At 41.7% G+C, this 19,234-nt stretch carries 16 protein-coding genes; 6 read left to right on the forward strand and 10 right to left on the reverse strand.

Going from position 1 to position 19,234, the window contains the following annotated elements:
* The first annotated feature begins 4 nt into the window (after positions 1-4).
* A complete protein-coding gene (locus KDU71_RS02220) occupies positions 5-814 on the forward strand; it encodes a DUF3108 domain-containing protein (RefSeq protein ID WP_212188265.1) in 810 nt (269 codons plus the stop codon).
* On the opposite strand, the gene KDU71_RS02225 is transcribed toward KDU71_RS02220, so the two are convergent.
* The 4 genes from KDU71_RS02225 to rnr form a co-directional block, all read right to left on the reverse strand.
* On the reverse strand, positions 804-1,613 hold the full coding sequence (locus KDU71_RS02225) for an HAD family hydrolase (protein WP_212188266.1): 810 nt from the start codon (positions 1,611-1,613) through the stop codon (positions 804-806). The two genes, KDU71_RS02220 and KDU71_RS02225, sit on opposite strands and share 11 nt — an antisense overlap.
* Positions 1,614-1,615: 2 nt before the next feature.
* Positions 1,616-2,533 (reverse strand): homoserine O-acetyltransferase MetA, encoded by a 918-nt coding sequence (gene metA, locus KDU71_RS02230; RefSeq protein WP_212188267.1) that lies wholly within the window; start codon positions 2,531-2,533, stop codon positions 1,616-1,618.
* 39 nt (positions 2,534-2,572) lie between these two features.
* The gene (locus tag KDU71_RS02235; protein WP_244828078.1) at positions 2,573-3,184 is read right to left on the reverse strand and encodes a TetR/AcrR family transcriptional regulator; all 612 of its coding nucleotides are present in this window, start codon (positions 3,182-3,184) and stop codon (positions 2,573-2,575) included.
* A gap of 131 nt (positions 3,185-3,315) precedes the next feature.
* Positions 3,316-5,484: a ribonuclease R gene (gene rnr / locus KDU71_RS02240; protein ID WP_212188268.1), complete on the reverse strand. Its 2,169-nt coding sequence runs from the start codon at positions 5,482-5,484 to the stop codon at positions 3,316-3,318.
* Between the two features lie 217 nt (positions 5,485-5,701).
* On the opposite strand from rnr, the gene KDU71_RS02245 reads away from it, so the two are divergent.
* The 4 genes from KDU71_RS02245 (at position 5,702) to KDU71_RS02260 (ending at position 9,862) form a co-directional block, all read left to right on the forward strand.
* On the forward strand, positions 5,702-6,517 hold the full coding sequence (locus KDU71_RS02245) for a toxin-antitoxin system YwqK family antitoxin (RefSeq protein WP_212188269.1): 816 nt from the start codon (positions 5,702-5,704) through the stop codon (positions 6,515-6,517).
* 92 nt (positions 6,518-6,609) lie between these two features.
* Positions 6,610-8,085 (forward strand): cysteine--tRNA ligase, encoded by a 1,476-nt coding sequence (gene cysS, locus KDU71_RS02250; protein ID WP_212188270.1) that lies wholly within the window; start codon positions 6,610-6,612, stop codon positions 8,083-8,085.
* Positions 8,086-8,095: 10 nt separating this feature from the next.
* A complete protein-coding gene (locus KDU71_RS02255) occupies positions 8,096-9,100 on the forward strand; it encodes a M28 family peptidase (protein ID WP_244828080.1) in 1,005 nt (334 codons plus the stop codon).
* 159 nt (positions 9,101-9,259) lie between these two features.
* On the forward strand, positions 9,260-9,862 hold the full coding sequence (locus tag KDU71_RS02260; RefSeq protein WP_212188272.1) for a ribonuclease HII: 603 nt from the start codon (positions 9,260-9,262) through the stop codon (positions 9,860-9,862).
* Positions 9,863-10,235: 373 nt separating this feature from the next.
* On the opposite strand, the gene KDU71_RS02265 is transcribed toward KDU71_RS02260, so the two are convergent.
* The 6 genes from KDU71_RS02265 to KDU71_RS02290 form a co-directional block, all read right to left on the reverse strand.
* A complete protein-coding gene (locus tag KDU71_RS02265) occupies positions 10,236-11,132 on the reverse strand; it encodes a DUF4249 domain-containing protein (protein WP_212188273.1) in 897 nt (298 codons plus the stop codon).
* 4 nt (positions 11,133-11,136) lie between these two features.
* The gene (locus KDU71_RS02270) at positions 11,137-13,473 is read right to left on the reverse strand and encodes a TonB-dependent receptor (protein ID WP_212188274.1); all 2,337 of its coding nucleotides are present in this window, start codon (positions 13,471-13,473) and stop codon (positions 11,137-11,139) included.
* A 142-nt stretch (positions 13,474-13,615) separates the two neighbouring features.
* The gene (locus tag KDU71_RS02275) at positions 13,616-14,185 is read right to left on the reverse strand and encodes an outer membrane beta-barrel protein (RefSeq protein WP_212188275.1); all 570 of its coding nucleotides are present in this window, start codon (positions 14,183-14,185) and stop codon (positions 13,616-13,618) included.
* Positions 14,186-14,493: 308 nt separating this feature from the next.
* Positions 14,494-15,249 carry a hypothetical protein gene (locus KDU71_RS02280; protein ID WP_212188276.1) on the reverse strand — a complete coding sequence of 252 codons (756 nt, stop codon included), beginning with the start codon at positions 15,247-15,249 and terminating at the stop codon, positions 14,494-14,496.
* A 67-nt stretch (positions 15,250-15,316) separates the two neighbouring features.
* On the reverse strand, positions 15,317-15,889 hold the full coding sequence (locus KDU71_RS02285) for an outer membrane beta-barrel protein (RefSeq protein ID WP_212188277.1): 573 nt from the start codon (positions 15,887-15,889) through the stop codon (positions 15,317-15,319).
* A 122-nt stretch (positions 15,890-16,011) separates the two neighbouring features.
* Positions 16,012-16,560 carry an outer membrane beta-barrel protein gene (locus KDU71_RS02290; RefSeq protein ID WP_212188278.1) on the reverse strand — a complete coding sequence of 183 codons (549 nt, stop codon included), beginning with the start codon at positions 16,558-16,560 and terminating at the stop codon, positions 16,012-16,014.
* Between the two features lie 389 nt (positions 16,561-16,949).
* Here KDU71_RS02290 and KDU71_RS02295 point away from each other — a divergent pair, with 389 nt between their 5' ends.
* Positions 16,950-19,100 carry a S46 family peptidase gene (locus tag KDU71_RS02295; protein WP_212188279.1) on the forward strand — a complete coding sequence of 717 codons (2,151 nt, stop codon included), beginning with the start codon at positions 16,950-16,952 and terminating at the stop codon, positions 19,098-19,100.
* Positions 19,101-19,234: the final 134 nt, after the last annotated feature.

A 19,234-nucleotide genomic window follows, 5' to 3' on the forward strand; every position in this document is an offset into this window, starting at 1 on the left:
TGATATGCAAAGATTAGTTTCGTTGATTCTTTTAACGCTGATAACACTGCAGATAAAAGCGCAATGCAACGATATAAATACTGCTTTTATAGCAGGTGAGCTTGTGAAATACCACGCCTATTACAACTGGGGTTTCATCTGGATCAATGCCGGTGAAGTGAGCTTTAGTGTGGATGCTGCCAGGGTTAATAATCAGCCTGGCTATCATCTGAAAGCACATGGAGCCACCTATAAATCCTATGATTTCTTGTTTAAAGTGCGTGATACCTTTGAAACAAAGGTAGACACACTCCACCTCGAACCATTTGAGTTTAAGCGCATCACCAACGAAGGAAGTTACAAGGCCAATTACCTGTACCATTTTGACCACGACAAACGTCTGATTAAAGCCAGTATCCAGAAAGAAAAGGCACCCAAACGCGATACAACGCTACAATGGAAGGATTGTTCTTTCGACTTGCTTACAATGGTATACAAAGCGCGAAATATTGATTACTCAAAATATAAGGTCAATGAAAAAATTCCCATCAGCATGGTGGTAGATGGTGAGATACATGATATTTACATTCGTTACCTGGGTAAAGAAACTATTAAGAACAGGGATGGCAGACGTTTCAAGTGCCTGAAATTCTCCCCTCTGTTGGTTGAAGGAACCATTTTTAAGAGTGGAGAAGATATGACCGTATGGGTAACTGATGATGCCAACCGCATCCCCATCATTGTTGAAGCAAAGATATTAATAGGATCGGTGAAAGCAGTTTTTGTAGATGCCATCAACACCCGCCACCCGGTAACAGCAGAAATTACAAAATAAACCGTGTACGCCAGTCGGCAAGAGGTGCTTCCGTTACTGCACACAAGTTGGTAAACTGCTGCTTCAATTCATCAGGGGCATTATCAACCACATATGTATTTTTAAAGGCACCCAGCATATCCAGGTCATTATAATCATTGCCCACTACTGACACATTAGCTTGCTCGACACCCTCCATCTCACATACCTCCAGTATCCCATTGGCCTTTGACACCTCACTGTGAAAACATTCCATCCAGATACTCACACCGTCAATAGGTGAAGTAGCCCTAACCACCTTTACTCCGTTCAATTTCTGCTCAATGGTTTTAAACATTTCCACATCTGGCATAAAGGCCAGTGTTTGGGTATAATCCAGCTGAGGCACACTACCATTAATCACCTCTGCATGTGCCTGGTTAAACTCCAGGTAGCGTTCAAAATCAGGATGCGGGTCGTCACCTTCGGGATGAAAAAACAAGTGGTTTTCTGGTATTGGATGGTGCAAGGTATACTCCACATGATGATGCTGAAAAACAGCCACCAACTCTTTTGTTTTCTCATAACCAAGATGCTTTGTTACCAGCAACTTTTGTTCTTTCCAGCAGTAGATACCCGCACCAGATGAGAACACAAGGTAATCAATCGGAAAATCACTATCTAAAACACTTAGAGCTGACTGCAAGGTACGACCGGTAGCCACTACCCGCACAACACCTTCGGTACCCAATTGCTGCAATACCTCAATATCTTTACGATGAAATGCGCCTTTATGAGCCAATATTGTTCCATCCAAATCGGTCGCCAGTAAATGTTTCATAACTATTGTATTTGTTCCAATTGAAAAGGAGTGGCCTGATATACGTAATAATTTAACCAGTTGGAATACAACAAACTGGCGTGACTACGCCATAAAACCAACGGTTCATTTTCTGGGTTATCATCCGGAAAATAGTTATCTGGAATTGCAATATCCAATCCTTTGGCTAAATCTCGGTCGTATTCCTCCTTAAGGGTTGAGGCATCGTACTCCGAATGACCCGTAACAAAAACCTGTCGCCTGTCTTTGGACATCACCATGTACACACCCGCTTTCTTCGATTTAGAAAGCAACACCAAATCAGGATGCTCCAGTATATCATTCTCCTTCACCTCGGTATACCTCGAATGAGGCGCATGGTACAAATCGTTAAACCCACGCATAAGAGGTTCTTCGGGCTGTTCAACAGTATGCTTGAATATGCCGAACATCTTTTTCTCAAGCGGATACTTTTTAATGCCGAAATGGTGAAATAAACCGGCTTGGGCTCCCCAGCAGATATGAAACGTACTGGTAGCATTCGTTTTGCTCCAGTCCATTATTTCGGTCAACTCGGGCCAATAGTTGACTTCTTCAAAATCCAGCAGTTCAACCGGTGCACCAGTAATAATCATGCCATCGTACTTATTGGAACGCACCTCATCAAACACCTTATAAAAGGCAAACAGATGCTCTCTGGGTGTATTCTTCGAAACATGGCTTGAAGTCATCAGAAAATCAACCTCCACCTGCAATGGACTGTTAGACAGAGCCCTCAACAGGTGTGTTTCAGTGGCAATTTTAAGCGGCATCAGGTTAAGAATCAGAATCCTTAGAGGTCTGATATCTTGATGCAGCGCTCGTGTTTCACCAATCACGAACACATTTTCATTTTCCAGCACATGACGTGCGGGCAATGCGTCAGGTATTTTAATTGGCATAATGTGGTATTAGTTGTGGTGGTTAATGTTTTGCTTGTTCTATCGTTTAACGATTCCAAAGAACAGAATATTCAGAATATTATCTATCTGTATCTTAAAATCATCAAAGTTATCCATGGACTGAAACAGCGGTCCTTCCAGCCCTTTCAGTGCTATGGCAATAGCGACGGCTGCCATATGTATATTTTTTACCTGGAAGCTGTTATCCTTCTGACCCTCCTCCAACATCTTGGTTAGTAAAGCAGCTTCTTCGGCCTCCCCCTTACCTCTCAATTTATCAAAGAAATCATAAACACCCAAAGCGTCATCCTTTAGCACCTTCATATAGTTTTCAAGCATATGAATGGTTTTCATCCGGGTAATCACATACTCCTTAAACTTATCTTTGGGTGATAAATCAGAATCTACCACCTTATTAAGCTCGGTAAAAAGTATGTCTTTTTCCTGCTCAATTACGGCCTGAAAAATTTCCTCCTTGTTCTTAAAGTAATAGTAAAGAGAACTTTTTCCCTTGCGCAGCGCATGCGCTATGTCTTCCATGGTTGTTTTTTTGTAACCAAACTTGGCAAACAGCTCCCTGGCTGCTTCAATGATTGCCACACGCATTCCATCACTACTTGTTTCAGATGGATAAGCAACTCCTAGTGTCATCCCGTCTATGTATTTAGAATTTTATTGCAACAAAAATATAAATACTTTTCCCTATTCAAAACCACCGACAAAACGATTCCAAAATAAAGCTGCATATTCAACTGAATTACTGCCCTTTAATAACTATCGAATTATTTAGTCGAATCGGCCTCACCATCAGCTAAAGCAAAATCCAACTGCTTCTTTTCGAGGTTAGCATTGGCTATCACAATCTTCAGTTGATCACCCAACTGGTACTTCTTATTATATTTACGGCCTACCAGGCAATAGTTGTCTTCGTCGAAGTGGTAAAAATCATCATCCAAATCACGAATAGGAATCATGCCCTCGCATTTATTCTCAATAATCTCAACGTATAGTCCCCATTCGGTAACACCAGATATCACGCCCTCAAAAGCCTGCCCAATGTGGTCTTTCATAAACTCCACCTGCTTGTATTTAATCGAAGCTCTTTCGGCATCGGCAGCGCGTTGCTCCATATCTGAGCTGTGCTCGCACATCTCCTCATAGGTTTCTTCACTCACTGAACGGCCGCCATCGAGGTAGCGTTGCAGCAAACGGTGTACCATCATGTCGGGATAGCGACGGATGGGCGAAGTAAAGTGTGAGTAAAACTTAAACGACAAGCCATAATGACCAATGTTATGGGTTGAATATACAGCCTTAGCCATGGTGCGGATAGCCAGCGTTTCAATCATGTTCTGCTCACCTTTGCCTTTCACTTCTTCAAGCAAGCGGTTGAGCGAAGCACTAACGGTTTCTACACCTTTAGGCATAGCTTCGTAGCCAAAGCGCCTCACAAACGAAGCAAAATTTTCAAATTTATCAGGATTAGGCACATCGTGAATACGATACACAAAGGTTTTAGGTTTACCTCGACTGCCTTTATCCAGTTCCTTATTGCCAATTAACTGAGCCACTTTTTTATTGGCCAGCAACATAAATTCTTCAATGAGCTTATTGGCATCTTTCGATTCTTTAAAGAACACACTTACCGGCTTCCCTTTTTCATCAATATTGAACTTTACCTCAACTCTTTCGAACCCTACAGAACCTTCACTGAATCGTTTATCACGCAGGGCTTTTGCCAGTTGATCAAGCGTCAATATCTCGTCGGACAAGTCCCCTTTACCTGTTTCAATAATTTCCTGGGCTTCCTCGTAGGTAAAACGTCTGTCGGAATAAATGACCGTTCGCCCGAACCAACTATTGATGACATTGGCCTGATCATCCATCTCAAACACGGCTGAAAAGCAAAGCTTCTCTTCATGCGGACGCAGTGAACAGATAAAATTACTTAAGCGCTCAGGTAGCATAGGCACCACCCGGTCAACCAGGTAAACGGAGGTAGCCCGGTCATAAGCCTCTTTTTCGAGCAGTGATTTGGGCTCCACATAATGTGTTACATCAGCAATATGTACCCCTACTTCCCAGTTACCATTATCCAGCTTTTGTAAAGATAAGGCATCGTCAAAATCCTTCGCATCAACCGGGTCGATGGTAAAGGTTGTTACTTGACGAAAATCGCGACGCTTCTGAATCTCTTCCGGCGATATTTCCGCATCAATGGTTTCGGCCTCGTCAATCACCTCCTGCGGATAGCGATACGGCAGGTTAAATTCAGCCAGTATGGCATGCATCTCTGCCTGGTTATCTCCCACATCACCCAATACATCAATGATTTCTCCAATCGGGTTTTTAGCACGTTCGGGCCACTCAACAATTCGTGCAATGGCTTTTTGTCCGTCTTTAGCACCATTAAGTGCCTTTGGCGGGATAAAAATATCATGGGGCATTACGCGATCATCGACCACCAAAAAGGCCAGTCCCCTGGATATTTGCATCACACCAACAAATGTCTCACGCTTTCGTTTCAGCACCTCAATGATCTCACCCTCAGGTTGGCGATTACGCCGGCGGGCATGCATAAACACTTTTACATGATCACCATGCAAAGCCTGATTCATATTATTGCGGGGGATAAAAATATCGCCACCCTCATTTTCCTCATCAGGCACCACATAGGCCGAACCGGTGGCAGTCATATCCACTACTCCTGTTAATGTAGAGCCTCTGCTCAGCAACTTATATTTACCAGCAGCCACCTCGGTAAGGTAGCCCGATTCAAATAACTCATTTAGTATTATCTGTACCTGTTGTCGGCCCGTTTTCTTTTTCACTTCAAGTAAGCCTGACACTTGCTTGTAATTAAATGTTCGTTTGGGATTATTGAAAAATAATCCTTGTATCAATTGTCTTAATTCCGTCTTTCTGGATGACTTCTTTTTCTTCTTTCCCATTATTAAATATTTAAGGTTAAGGGAGTAACTTTTGAAACGACAGGATGTTTCATTGATGAAGGGAATCTATTATTCACCTGTCTGTATAGTAACCAAAGGTATAAAATAATTCCGTTACCAAATCTTTTTAGGTTTATGATAACCTTTTAGTAATTTTTGAGTATAAAAAGGTCTATTGCAAATAAACATTTAACTACTACTATTCACCCAAAATAAAATGCGACACGCTTTTGTAATTATATGCCTGATAATAAGCAGCTCATTACTGGCTCAAAGCTATGAGCTTTATAAGGGCGACACAATTAACTGCACTGACCTGCAAAACCGCAAGCAAGGTTTGTGGATTAAATTTAATAATACAGGCGACAAGTTACTGGAACAAGGCCATTACAAGGCTGACAAAAAAGATGGCTTATGGGTTACGTATTTTCCAGATGGCAATATTAAGCACAAAATCACTTATAAGAATGGGAAAGCCATTGGACTGGCTCAGTTTTATTACGATAATGGTTTAATCTCTGAGGAAGGTATTTGGCACATTGACCACTGGCAGGGCAACTATAAGTTTTATAATAAAAACGGACGATTAGCTTATGACTGGCAATACGACGATAATGGCCAGCGAACGGGTACTCAAAAATACTACCACGAAAACGGCACCCTAAAATACACCGGCGAGTGGACAAATGGCAAAGCTACCGGCACATTAAAAATCTACAACGAAGAAGGATTATTGGTGACAGAGCGGGTATATAACGATGGTGAATTCATGGAAAACGTTGCCATAACAGAAACCATCACCACCGATGAAGTAGCTCCGCGGCAAACCCTGGCTCAGGCCAAGGACCATGGTACTTTTAAAGGAACTGGTAATCACACCGTCTATAACCTGCAGGGCTTGGTTGAAAAACAGGGATTCTTTGTCAATGGTAAAGTATTTACAGGCAAACATTTCTTCTATAATAACGATAAGCAGATAATAAAGGTAGTACACTACCAAAATGGCAATGTGGTGCAAACCGAAGAATATTAAAAGGTATTAACTAATAGCATTCAGCACCTCTTTCTCTCAGATTTTTGTAATTTAGCGGCTTGTTTAAACAATACGATTAGGTTTCAGCAAGCATGGAGAATACATTATACCTTTACAATACCCTTTCGCGTAAGAAAGAAGAGTTTCAGCCTATCAATCCCAAGCACGTTGGATTATACGTTTGCGGGCCAACGGTATATGGCGATCCGCATTTAGGTCACACACGTCCGGCCATCACTTTTGATATTTTATTTCGTTACCTGAAGCACAGCGGTTACAAAGTGCGATATGTGCGTAACATTACCGACGTGGGGCACCTGGAAAACGATGCTGATGCCGGTGAAGATAAGATTGCCAAGAAGGCACGCCTGGAGGAACTGGAACCTATGGAAGTGGTGCAGTACTATACCGATCGTTACCACTATTATATGGACCTGCTGAACGTGCAAAAGCCCAGTATTGAGCCGCGCGCATCGGGTCACATCATTGAACAACTACAAATAGTTGAAGACATCTTAAGCAAAGGCCTGGCATACGAGAGCAACGGTTCGGTGTATTTCGATGTAGAAAAATACAATAAAGACAATCATTACGGAGCTTTATCGGGTCGTAACATTGAAGACTTACTAAGTACTACCCGCGAACTGGACGGCCAAACCGAAAAGCGCAACAGCTTTGATTTTGCTTTATGGAAGAAAGCGGCTCCTGAGCACATTATGCGTTGGCCATCTCGATTCAGCGATGGATTCCCGGGCTGGCACCTGGAGTGTTCGGCTATGAGCGCCAGGTACCTGGGAACGGAGTTTGACATACACGGTGGCGGCATGGACCTGCTGTTTCCGCACCACGAGTGTGAGATTGCACAGAGCACAGTAGCCAATGGTCACACACCGGCCCGTTACTGGATGCACAACAACATGATTACCATCGATGGCCAGAAAATGGGCAAATCGCTGGGTAACTTCATCACGTTGGAACAAATGTTCTCAGGGAAACACGATAAGCTGGCCCAGGCCTACAGCCCAATGACCGTTCGCTTCTTCATTATGCAGGCGCACTACCGCAGCACACTTGATTTCTCGAATGAGGCATTGCAGGCATCGCAAAAAGGCATGGAACGTTTACTGGAGGCTACAGCCAATCTGGAAAAACTACAGGCGTCTGACAGCTCTTCATTCAGCGTAGCGGAACTGAAGGAAAAATGCTATGCAGCGCTTAACGACGACCTTAACACACCAATTTTAATTGCTCACCTGTTTGATGCGGTAAAAAGCATTAACAGCATGCTGGCCGGTAAAGCTTCGCTTACAACAGAAGATTTGCTATCATTGAAGCAACTGATGCACGATATGGTGATTGACATCTTAGGCCTGTCTATTAACACCTCAGGCTCGTCGGAAGGTAATGATGAGTTATTATCCGAAACCATTAACTTGCTACTTAACTTACGGATAGATGCCAAGGCCAATAAGGACTGGGGCACTGCTGATAAGATTCGCAATGAATTGCAGGCTTTAGGCGTTGAGATTAAAGACACTAAGGACGGCTTTGAATGGAGCATAAAATAAAACGATGCAGATGATATTAAAACATACAACAGCAGGTTTGGCACTGGTTGCCAGCCTGCTTTTTTTTAGCTGTAACTCAAAGAAATCGGATAACACATCAACCATTTCTACCAACAAAGCAACTAAAATAACAACGCCTGTTTTTAATGGCGATTCGGCATACAACTATGTGGCCCGGCAAGTGGCTTTTGGCCCTCGTGTACCCAATACACCTGAGCATGAAGCTTGCGCCAACTACCTGGCAGGCGAACTGAAGCGCTTTGGTGCCGATGTAATTGTTCAGGAAGCTGATGTGGTGGCTTTTGACAACACCATGCTGAAAGCTAAAAACATTATTGGACAGTTCAATCCTGAAAAAAACAACCGCATTCTTTTATTTGCCCATTGGGACACGCGCCCTTTTGCCGACTATGACAAGGATGCATCGAAACACAACACACCCATTGATGGCGCCAACGACGGTGGCAGTGGCGTTGGTGTATTATTGGAAATTGCCCGTCAGATTGGTAAAGCAGGTCACCACCTGGGCATCGACATCATCTTTTTTGATGCTGAGGATTACGGCCAACCCAATCACCTTGATTTACCATACAAGGAAGACACCTGGTGCCTGGGTTCGCAATACTGGGGAAAAAACCCGCATAAGCCCAATTATACAGCTCGATACGGCATATTGCTCGACATGGTAGGTGCTAAAAATGCGCTTTTCTACAAGGAACTTTATTCACTGGAGTTTGCACCTGAGCTGGTTAATAGAGTATGGAACACAGCTTCTGACCTGGGCTATGGACAATATTTTGCCTACGACCAAGGCGGCATGATAACAGATGACCATGTATACGTCTATCAATTGACAAATATCCCATGCATCGACATCATCCAGCACGACCCATCGTCGCCCACCAGCTTTGGTAGCTTCTGGCATACGCATGAGGATAATATGGACAACATTGATAAAAACACGCTGAAAGCAGTTGGGCAAACTGTGCTTGAGGTGATTTATAGTGAGAAGTGACAAGTCCGAAGTCCGGGGTAAGAAGACAAGAACGTCGGGTCACAACCACCCGACACTTCCTTAGCAACAAAAAGATGCTTAGGAAGTAGAAAGCACAAAGTCCGAAATCCGAAGCTGTCATTTCTAACTTCTGACCACTGACTAAAAAACCAAGACACCATGGCAAATTTACTTTCCTATCTACATAAAGACCTAATAGAAGCCGGTTGTGACGAAGCCGGGCGCGGTTGCCTGGCTGGGCCGGTGGTGGCGGCAGCAGTCATTCTGCCTCCCGACTTTAAGCACGAGCTGCTAAATGACTCTAAGCAACTGACAGAGAAACAACGTCAGAAACTGCGCCCTATAATTGAGCAGGAAGCTTTGGCATGGGCCGTTTCCTTTGTAGATCACCAGGAAATAGACGAGATAAACATTCTGAAAGCCTCATATGTAGCAATGCATCGCAGCGTTGATCAGCTAAAGACCAAGCCACAACATCTGCTGATTGATGGTAACCGCTTCATCCCCTACAAAGGCATCGACCACACCTGCATTGTTAAAGGCGATGGCAAATACCTGTCGATTGCTGCCGCCAGTGTGCTGGCAAAAACGCACCGCGACGAGTATATGGAGGCCATGCACGAGCAGCATCCGCACTACGCCTGGAACAAAAACAAGGGCTACCCCACAAAAGCACATCGGGCAGCTATTAAAGAACATGGCATCTCCCCCATTCACCGGCGCACCTTCCGCCTGCTGGACGAACAGATGAGTTTGTTTTAATATTGCTTTCCGGTTTTCAGTAGTCCTCCTGACTTCTGTTACATGCCAATAGCACTATCTGGATAAAGGGCTTGTTGAAAGGCTGAATCACCTTATCCTTTTATGTTATTCACAACTGTATTCATGAAGACTTCCAAGTCAGTTTTTCATTTTATGTATATACTTAAATACATTTTACCACATACTTAAATAAAACTTTAGTATATGGTAAAATATAAAAACACTTGCATATTAAACTGTTACCTGAGCTCACAACGGGCATCAACTAAACCTTAAACATCCATTAATACGCTTGTGTAAAAGCAAAAAGCCGGCATATGGCCGGCTCAATAGTATTTTTATAGTGCCTCTCAAAGGCAAAATACTGAAAACATCACTGATTCTCTTCACCAACTTCCATGACAGTCTCTGCCGCACTACTCCATATACCGGCTCCATTACTGACGTTACTATGTATTTGTACTGGTTCTGCAAACGGGTCTTCATCGTAATAGATATGCGATTGCACAGAGCTATAGTACAAGAATAAATCTTCATTGAGGTGCTGCAGTATAATGCGCAATGGTTTTGCACCATATGCATAGTGCGAGATACTTACACGTAGCTGATAGGTTTCCCCATCGAATAATGCATCGTCAAATACCATGTAGTTATTATCAGGATAATCGCTAAAATCGCTCTCATCACCACTTACCTTATTAAAATTCAGAACAGGATCAGACGAATTTATAAATGCCTTTACGTATCCTTCTTGAATTACATTACCATCATAATCATAAATGACATCATCTACATAAGCCAGCAAACGATAGTAATCATCGCCCGGCAGATCGGTTATAGCGAGTGTAACATCGGACATATAGGTATTTTCATTGTAAGCAGCAGATTGAATAATTACATCTGTCTTGGCTGGAACCTTGGTTTGACCAGTGATGGTTTCATAGCTTTTATGGCTAATCTTAAACGAATAGTTGTGTCCTTCCAGTGGTTTCAATGAAGCTGATCGGTAGTAACCATCCGGCGAATAAGGCAATACCTCCACCAACTCTTTATTTTGATACACTTCTACAACAGCGTCTCCAATTACCTTTATAGTTTCATCATCGAAGATGGTATTGCTGCGGGTTACCCGGCAACTGAGCAACGAGTCGGGCAATAACACCGAATTAACCACCATAAAGTTTTCAAGCTCTTTGCCCTTGTAGGCTATTTCCTTTTCGCAACTGCTCATCAAAAAGGCAGTCGCCAGTAATATATATATCGCTCTCATAGTATTAGAATTTATAGGAATAGGTGATTGATGGAAGTATTGGGAATAAAGACACTTGCTTCAGCACCTTTTGGCCACCATCGTTATGCCCGGTATAAATAAAGAAAGGATTTTTGCGGTTATACACATTATATACACTGATATTCCAGGTGCGCACACCCCGCTTCTTCTGCTTGTGGAAATTAATCCCCACATCCATGCGGTGATAATTGGGCATCCGATAGTTGTTTCGGTGCTCGTAGTACTTAACCGTTGGATTGTAATCACTGCCACCATCAATGCGTTCAATCTCGTAGGTTGGCAAGGTTATGGCATTACCGGTGCCAAATACCCAGGTGGTACCAATGTCTATCTTATCATTTATTTTATGACTAAGCACAATACTTGCATCATGCCGGCGATCATACCGCGCAGGAAACCACTCGCTAAAGTTCAGGTTATCAAACTGACGTTCCGTTTTTGACCACGTATAACCAACCCATCCGGTAGTGTTTCCAACATCCTTCTTCAGCATCAGTTCAACACCATAGGCCTTGCCCTGTCCAATCTCTACCTGCTCTTCCCATCCGCGCGATGAGCCAATAAATGACGCACCCTCTTTGTACTCAATCAGGTTATCCATCTCTTTATAGAATCCTTCAAGCGAAACATCAATATTCTTCAGGCCGCCGTAAACAGCACCAATTGCATATTGATGCGATACCTGAGGCTTCACACGTTTGGTAACAGGCAACCACAAATCGGTTGGCAGGCCAATGGTTGAGTTGCTTAGCAAGTGCAGGTATTGCTGCATTTTGGAGTAGGCCGCTTTAAGTGTTATCTGATCGGATGCCAGGTAACGTAAGCTGGCCCGGGGCTCAAGCGATGTGTACCAGGTATCTTCCACATTAAATGCCGAAGCATGCAGTCCAAGGTTGGCCTTTAAGCGTCCGGTGAGTTCAAAATCATCTTCGATATACACATTCATTTCATGTCCGTAGGTATTGTTGTTACCAATGGTGCGGTGCTCAATATCGCTCCCCTCACTATTATCCTTTATTACCTCAATACCTGGCTTAAAGGTATGGTAGATATAGGCCGACCCAAACTTTATCTGGTGACGTGGCGTAGGGTACCAGTCAAACTCTATTTTAGCACTCCAGTCCTCAATACCCGATCTATACTCATAAAAGGTATCCTGCTCTTTAATGCCATTCTCATAGCTTTTAGAATGGTCACTCACGTTGAAACGATAATCGCTGAAGGTTAGGGTGGTATTGGCAAACAACTTATTATTAAAAATATAGTTCCAGCGCAAGGCTGTGGTAATATTTCCCCAAAACAGTTTACTGTCGTATTCACTTTTGGAGCTACTACCCTCGTAACTGTAACTATCGTCATATTTGTTGTAGGCCTTATCGCGCCCGGCATAGGCGCTTAGGTACACACGGCTTTTATCCGAAAATTTATGATTCACCTTCACATTGGTATCATAAAAGAAATAGCCATTTGTCTCTTCCTGATTCATAAAAGGACGGGCAATCAGGTCGATATAGGTTCGACGTGCTGACACATGAAAAGCAGTACGGTCTTTTACAATGGGCCCTTCGACAAAAAAACGGGATGAAATAAGCCCGATTTGTGCTCCGCCATGAAATTCTTTTTCATTTCCTTCTTTCATGCGAATATCGACTACCGACGACAAACGCCCGCCAAAACGAGCGGGAAAACCACCCTTGTAGAGTGATACATTCTTTACCGCATCGGTATTAAACACCGAAAAGAATCCAAAGAGGTGACTGGCATTATAAACCGGCACGCCATCAAGCAACATCAGGTTTTGGTCAGGTCCACCACCACGTACATATAATCCGCTTGATGCTTCACTGCCCGACTGCACACCAGGCATCAACTGAAGGGTTTTCATCACATCAGCTTCACCCATGAATGCCGGCAGGCGCTCAATGGCCTCCATGCTGATGGTCTCCTTACTCATCTGCGAATCGGTTTGTTTATGGGTAACGGCTCCACCTACAACAGTCACTTCCTCAATAGCCTCAGCATAATTGAGATTGACATTTAACTGAACATCCGCAGTGAGATTAACCGTTTTGGTGATGGCTTTAAAACCAACGTAGGAATAAATAATGGTATACTGCCCGGCTGGAAGGGTTAAACTATAGAAGCCATAGACATTACTGACGGTTCCCCGAAGCTGTTCGGCCTCGTATACATTGGCATTTATCAGTTTTTCACCACTACCTGCATCGGTAATATAGCCGCTGAGGGTGTACTGTTTTGATTGAGCCTGCCCAATAAAACAGCATAGCAGCACCATAGCTGCTAAAAAAAGCTTTCTCATAAGTATAAGTTAGTGTTACGCCTTATTGACAAGTCAACACAGCTTTACCCGTATATCATTAAGCTTTTTTAACAACCAGTGCCGAGTAATAAAAAAAAGCCGGCACATGGCCGGCTTTATACTTTTATGAAGTTGATAAAAATTACTTCTTACCACCACCAATTTCGAAACCAACTTTAAATGACAAGTAGTTACGCGAATCCAATGCTGAATCAATTCCTGTTATTACGTTGTACTCCAAACCTAAACGGAAGTGCCCCATTAAAAGACCGGCACGTGGAGCAAAACCAAACTTTGAACCATAGTCTAATGTTCCCATGTTGCCATCCATAGCATCAACAGCACTATACTCCATAGTTCCCATTGAGTAGATACCAGCACCTAAACCTACAAATGGACGAACTTTTGAATCACCGAAATAGTAATCACCAGTTACTTGGTATGAACCCAAGGCCGAAATATCAACACTCATACCATCAACATCATCTGCTCCCATTACGGCCCATTCCATTTTTAAACCTAAAGCAATATTGTCAGTCAGGTTGTATTTAGGCTCAATGTAGAAACCAGCACCTGATTTTACACCATCTCCACCAGGGATGGCATACAATGCACCTGCATCTACTTTAAAGGCTTTGTAATTTTCGCTCTGAGCATTTGCTGAAGCAATACCTGCTACAAGTACTGCTACTAATAATAAAACTTTTTTCATGTTCGAATGTGTGTTAGTTATTTAATAACGAGCGGCTAAATTACATAATTTACTATAGCCACATATATCTTTTATCAATGTTTTTCATCCATTCATCAACTCATACAGCCCTTTCATCAACTACAGCTTGACTTTTACACACTAACCGTTTGCTAATTAGTCCTATTTTGACCGATACACCCAAGTTAATTTTGTTAATAGCATAGTCTGCTATGGGCATAAAAAAACCGGCACTAAGCCGGCATTTCTTTAGATTAAAACTATAATTCCCAAAATAAAGTAAGAAGCTTGTATTAACAGTTATTCCTTTATTGCAATTTCTTTATGTCAATATAATAGATAACTCCTGGTCGTTCAATACTAATTTTACCATCACTTATCTCTTTATAGAACTTCCAATAATGTCCTAAACAGACATACAGCCTATCTTCTTTATCTATGTATAAGTTCTCTATGTAGCACTTTAAAGGGAACGCAACTTGAGTAAACTCATCATCACATATTTTCTGTATTACCTGATATTCTATTTCGGCAAAGTTTTCTGATCCGTTTAAAACATCTTTAACTCGATAATTAACCTTTCTTTTAGCATCATAAACATTTCCAATCAGAGGATGAACTTCGTGATACTGAGCAGGCATCCCTAAATTCCAGCGTTGACCATAATCAATTGAATACACAAGCGGAGATAATCCAGCTTGTTGAAATTCAATACCTGATTCACCCTCAATATTCTGTCCTATGTAGCCCTCATACGCCATTATAGTATCGTTTTGGAAATGAAAAGATGAAAGGCCATGATTAGTTTTAAAAGTGTGTTTCCAACTTTTCCCCTTATCCACCGAATAATATAAATCATAACAGGTCATTGCAACCAAGGTATCATCAATACTTCCGTATACAGCTTGAATTACATCGCGCCCTGGGATTTCGATTTTTTTCCATTCCCCAAGCGTTGCAGGATAAACAAAATTACCATGTTCAAACTTATTATCAGATTTGTAACATGCCGAAAGCAACATTACAATCATCACAAATACTAAGATTCTATTCACCTCTGTCATCGGTTAGATATATCTATAAAAAAAGGCCAGATATTGCCCATAAATATGTATCAATAAACTACTTTAACTAGAAATACAACGAGAATCCTACGTTAACAGCCAGCCCTTTAACTTTCAATTTCATCTTTTCATCCTCTTTACTGGTAACTGTACCTCCTCCATAACCAAGACTAAAATCGATTGATGCAAATTCATTAATAAAGGCTGCAGCTCCACCGCCTATATCCCAGGCTGTAGCTTTTGCTTTACTTTCATCCACATCATTTTCTTCAGTTTGTGAACCGAAGTAGTATCCTGCCTGAACAAATGGCTTCACATTTGAGCTACCAATATAATAGCGTGCCATTGGGCCAACTAACAAAGAGTTACTGGTGATATCATCCTGTTTACTATTCTCAATATTGAAAGATAAACCCATAGCCAATCCATCTGCAACAAAATACCCGATGGTAGGTGTAAAATTAAACGATGAAAGATCTGCATCTCCGATTTCTTCACCATCATACTCCAAAGTCATTGTTGTAGAAGTGAGGCTAAGATCAGATGAACCCATAATAAACACTTTACCTTTTTCGGTTTGTGCTGATAAATTAATGGCTACCCCAGCCATCATTAATACAATCAATAAGATTTTTTTCATTTTGTCTAGTGCTAGATTTGCAATTAAGTACTTATAAATCTAATGATATTATATTAATAAACAATAGGCACAAAAAAACCGGCACAAGGCCGGTTACTAATTTTATATATAGTGAACAACTATTAGTTTCCACCAAATAATATGCCTACACTAAGAGCTACCTGCTCAAATGCAGTATCATACTTTACTTCTCCGTAGAATTTACCAAAGTTGATACCTGCACCCAAATCGATACCTATCTTACCCTCTGAGTCTTCAGCACTACCTGCAGCACCAAACATTGAACCTAAATCTTCACCCAAAACATCCTCAAAAAAGTCACCAACATCAACTTTTACTTTGGTATGGCTATAGTTCAAACCTCCTAAACCATAAATTGAAACAGATTCATTTGAATAGAAATGATACTGGGCATCGGCATTTAACTGCCATGCTTTTAAATCATAACCATCTGGTGCACCGGGGAAGAAATAAGTAATACCAGGAGAAACCTTGAACTTTTCGCTTATATCAAATACACCACGCACATTAATACCAAAACCAGCTTTATCTTCGAAGCTATCATTCATTCCCATTTTGGTACCCATTGTAACACCACCACCAAACTTAAACTGAGCTGAAGCAGAAGCCACAAATGCCATAACGGCTACAATCATTAAAATTTTTTTCATGTCTAATTAATTAAGTTAATATAAACTGGGGGACGAAAATATGATTTTATATGGTAAAACAAATAAGCTAAATATTACTTTAACATTAAAAAAAGTGTTATTAATCATCATAAATAAGCTATTCATCCTAAGTTTAATAACTTCCATCTAATTTTCAACAAAAACAGAATTATGGGGTTTATTGTTAATAGCAATGCGCTAAAAAATGGCCAGATATAAGACTCTGTCAGATTTAATGGAAAATTATATCTTTGACCGTCAAAATTAGATAATAAATTAACAGAGTTTGAAAGTTGAGCGAGCTTTGATTGTTGATAACTGTCCCATTTACAATCAATAATAACAATTAAAATTTGTAAGCAACTTCAAAATTTTAAAGGACAACATTTATGAGAAAGATTGCAGCATTATTGCTTATCAGCTGCCTGGGTTTTGTGCAGTTTGCCAAGGCAGATGAGGGGATGTGGCTTTTGCCACTTATTAATAAACTAAACATTGAAAAGATGCAGGAAATGGGCTTTCAGCTTTCGGCTGAAGACGTTTACAGCATCAACAACAGCAGCTTAAAGGATGCCATCGTTATTTTCGGGCGTGGCTGTACCGGTGAGATGATTTCTGATCAAGGATTGCTTCTTACCAACCACCACTGCGGATACGGCAATATTCAGGAGCTTAGCTCGGTTGAGCACAACTACCTGAAAGACGGTTTCTGGGCCAAGAGTCTGGAAGAAGAGCTGCCAGCTCCCGGTTTAACGGTTACTTTCTTAAAATACATGACCGATGTAACCGAAAAAATTACGGCTGAGCTAAACGATGAGATGAGTGAAGCGGATCGTGCCGCCAAAATCAAAGAAGTTTCAGCCAAATTGGTTGAGGAAGCCAAAGAAGGTAACGAGTACCAAATAAGAGTACAGGATTATTTCGAAGGCAACCAGTTTTTCCTGATTGCATACGAAACATTTGAGGATGTACGATTTGTTGGTGCACCGCCATCATCAATTGGTAAATTTGGTTTTGATACCGATAACTGGATGTGGCCTCGTCACACAGGCGACTTCAGCATGTTCCGTGTTTATTGCGGTCCTGATGGCAAACCAGCTAAATATTCGAAAGATAATAAACCATATAAGCCTGCTCATCACCTGCCAGTTTCATTAAAAGGTGTAGAAATGGATGACTATGCCATGACAATCGGTTTCCCGGGGAGCACCGAGCGTTACCTGACTTCATGGGGTATCACAGAACGCATGGACATTATTAACCATGCTCGCATTAAGCCTCGTGGCATTAAGCAAGATATCTGGTTAAAAGATATGCGTGCCGACGAGAAAGTGAATATTCAGTACGCCTCAAAATTTGCCCGCAGCTCAAACTACTGGAAAAACAGTATTGGTATGAACCGCGGCTTAGAGAAACTAAATGTACTTGGCAGCAAACGTGAACTTGAGAATGAGTTTACTACCTGGGTAAATGCCGATGCGCAGCGCAAAGAAAAGTATGGCAATGTGCTTAACGAATTGGAAAAAGCCTATGAAGCCCGTGCGCCTTTTATGTCAGCCACTTCATTTTTACTTGAATGCCAACTGCGTGGTGCCGAAGTTTTTTACTTTGCTTTAAATGCTCAAGGACTGGAAAAGGCCCTGGAAGAAGAAGACCAGGAGAAAATCAACAAAGCTGTTGAAGGTCTGAAAAAAGCCGGCGAAGGTTTCTTTAAAGATTACTATCCTGAAACAGACCGCAAAGTAATTGCTGCTTTGTTAAAGCTTTACAATGATGATATTGATGCACAATACCATCCTTCGTTCTATGCTGATGTCAACAAAAAGTTCAAGGGTGACTTCCAGAAATTTGCCGACAATGTTTACAGCAAGTCTGTTTTCATGGACGAGGCACGCTTCAATGCTTTCCTGGAGAAGCCTTCATTGAAAGTGCTACAAAAAGACCTTGCCTATATAGCTGGTATGTCATCACTGAACAAATACCGCGAGATTAAAGGCATGGAGAAAGAAAGTGCCATTGCTATTGACAAAAACAATCGTCTGTTCATTGCCGGTTTGATGGAAATGCAGCCTGATAAAGTATTCTATCCGGATGCCAACTTCACCATGCGCTTATCTTATGGTAAAGTAGGCGACTACGAACCTAAGGATGGGGTGATTTACAAGCATTTTACAACCATTGAAGGTATCATGGAAAAAGAAGATCCTGATAACTTCGAGTTTGAAGTGCCTGCTAAATTAAAAGAGCTTTGGAAAAACAAAGACTATGGCCAGTATGCCGATGCTGCCGGTTACATGCCTGTTTGTTTCACATCAAACAATGATATTACCGGTGGTAACAGTGGTAGTCCAGTTATCAACGCCGAAGGTCACCTGTTTGGACTGGCTTTTGACGGCAACTGGGAGGCTATGAGTGGTGACATTGCTTTTGAAACTGAATTACAGAAATGTATCAATGTGGACATCCGCTATGTGCTGTTCATCATCGACAAATATGCCGGTGCTACTAACCTGATTGATGAAATGACATTGGTTAAGTAGTCTGCTGCAGATAAGATATAGAAAGGGCTGCCGGAATATTCCGGCAGCTTTTTTTTTGTTAAAATTGTTTAAAAACACATTTAAATAATAGTAATCCCACTTATTATCTTGTAGTTTCGTGCCTCCCGATTAAA

It is taken from the genome of Carboxylicivirga sediminis (assembly GCF_018156225.1).
GTDB classification, from domain to species: Bacteria; Bacteroidota; Bacteroidia; order Bacteroidales; family Marinilabiliaceae; genus Carboxylicivirga; species Carboxylicivirga sediminis.